Here is a 2,090-nt window from a genome sequence, read left to right as displayed (position 1 = left end):
TCAGGCGCAGGAGTGGAATCATGTCTAGAGAAATCGACCGCGCCTGCGAACACGCCGCCGAAATACTGGAACGCCGGATAGCCGCCCATGTTAACCGCCCGGTTTCTGTTTCTGCGTTTGGGTGTGAAGACTGCGGCCGACCTATTCCAACCCAGCGCCGAATGATTATTGCCGGTGTTACCCGCTGTGCAACCTGCCAGGACGTGTTTGAACTGAAACAACAACATTACCGGAGTGTGTGAAATGGCCAATAAAACTATTCTGAAATGGGCGGGTTCTAAAAACCGAATAATGGATAAGCTGCTGCCCCATCTGCCCGCCGGCCATCGACTGGTTGAACCGTTCGCAGGCTCGTGTGCTGTGATGATGAATACGGATTATGAGGCTTATTTGGTCGCTGATGTGAATGCGGATTTGATTGATATGTATCAGAGTATCAAGGCCGACTGTGATCAGTTTACAAGAGCGGCGGCGATTTGGTTTTCAACCGCCAGAAATAAAGAAGGGTATAGCGAATTAAGGCGAGTATTTAATCGTAAACAGCATCTTGCTGAGGATAAGTTAGCCCGTGGGAGTTTATTTTTAACGTTAAATCGTCACTGTTTTAATGGCCTGTGTCGCTATAACGGTAGAGGAGAATTTAATGTTCCCTTTGGGAAACATACGAACCCTTATTTCCCCGCGACTGAAATTTGGGCGTTTGCGGATAAAGCTGAGCACGCGGATATTGTCCATCTGGAATGGCAGGACACGTTAACTCTCGTTGAGCCTGGTGATGTTGTTTATTGTGACCCACCGTATTTAACCAACGAGGGTGCATTTACCCAATATTATCAATCCAATTTCAATAATACTGAGCATGAGGCGCTGGCGGTTGAGTTATATACGCTGAATGCACATCTTGGTGTACCGGTTATCGTGTCTAACTCGATTGCCGCCAAAGAGTTGTATTCCGATCTCGGCTTCACTATCCATGAAATAGATGCCCCGCGCACGATTGCCGCCAATGGTAACCGTCAGCCTGCGAAAGAGATTATTGCTGTGTTGGAGGGCGCGTCATGATTGATAGCCGTTGTCATGCTGAAAATACTATCAATGTAATTACTGTTTCCGGTGGAAAAGATTCACTGGCGCAGTGGCTGCTGGCAATTGAGAACGGTATCAATCACATTGCCGTGTTTGCCGATACCGGCCACGAACACACGCAAACAATGAAATATTTGGATTATCTGGAAAATAAACTGGGAAAAATTCAGCGTGTGTCGGCTGATTTCGCCACCCAGATTAAAAATAAGCGCGAGTTCATTAAAACGCATTGGCCTGTCCGGCTGGTCACTGAGTGTGGCATGACAGAAATGCAGGCAGAAAAACGCATCATTGCCGCACTCAAGGTCTTGTTTCCGACGGATAATCCATTTCTTGATTTGTGCATGTTAAAAGGGCGCTTCCCCTCCACAAAAGCCCGGTTCTGTACGTTCGAACTTAAGCATAAGCCGATTGCTGAGCAGGTGGTTAAGCCGCTGTTATTACAATTTGATGAAGTGGTTCTGTGGCAGGGCGTCAGGGCGCAGGAATCACCCGCGCGCGCCGCTTTACCGGAATGGGAATCCGATATCGATGATACCGCTGGGCTATCCGTTTACCGTCCTATCCTGTCATGGACACATGAGCAGGTTTTTGCTCTGGCGAAAAAACACGGTATCAAACCCAATCCTCTGTATCAGCAAGGGTGTTCCCGTGTGGGTTGTATGCCGTGTATTCACGCCCGCAAATCAGAACTGGCTGAAGTCTTTTCCCGCTTCCCGGGTGAAATCGCCCGTGTTGCCCGTTGGGAGCGTATGGTGGCGGCCTGTTCACGCCGCGGCAATTCGACTTTCTTTCCTTCCCACCAAGATCCGGTGAAACGTGAACGCCGCATTGAGTGTGTGACGCTGGAATCTCACGGTATTGAAACCTATCGCGACTGGGCGATGACCTCCAGAGGAGGGAGACAGTTTGATCTATTGGCCGACGAAAACGCACAACAGGCGTGTAGTTCAGTATATGCAGGGGTTTGTGAGTGAATTTAGAGCATAATAGCGATGCATTGG

Annotated in this window: 3 protein-coding genes; all 3 read left to right on the top strand. The window is 48.9% G+C overall.

Annotated features, from left to right (window positions below; translation table 11 throughout):
- Positions 1-242, top strand: a 242-nt coding sequence (locus Xentx_RS17910) for a TraR/DksA C4-type zinc finger protein (RefSeq protein WP_339373709.1), incomplete at its 5' end; no start/stop codon positions are given.
- Position 243: 1 nt separating this feature from the next.
- Complete coding sequence (locus Xentx_RS17905; RefSeq protein WP_074021849.1) at positions 244-1,062, top strand: DNA adenine methylase; 819 nt, start codon at positions 244-246, stop codon at positions 1,060-1,062.
- On the top strand, positions 1,059-2,063 hold the full coding sequence (locus tag Xentx_RS17900; protein ID WP_074021848.1) for a phosphoadenosine phosphosulfate reductase domain-containing protein: 1,005 nt from the start codon (positions 1,059-1,061) through the stop codon (positions 2,061-2,063). Before Xentx_RS17905 ends, Xentx_RS17900 begins: the two co-directional genes overlap by 4 nt.
- The last annotated feature ends 27 nt before the right edge of the window (positions 2,064-2,090 follow it).

The organism is Xenorhabdus thuongxuanensis (assembly GCF_001908095.1).
In the GTDB taxonomy this organism is placed as follows: domain Bacteria; phylum Pseudomonadota; class Gammaproteobacteria; order Enterobacterales; family Enterobacteriaceae; genus Xenorhabdus; species Xenorhabdus thuongxuanensis.
The sequence above is the reverse complement of the archived record's forward strand: the minus strand, read 5'-3'. Positions and strand labels throughout refer to the sequence as shown.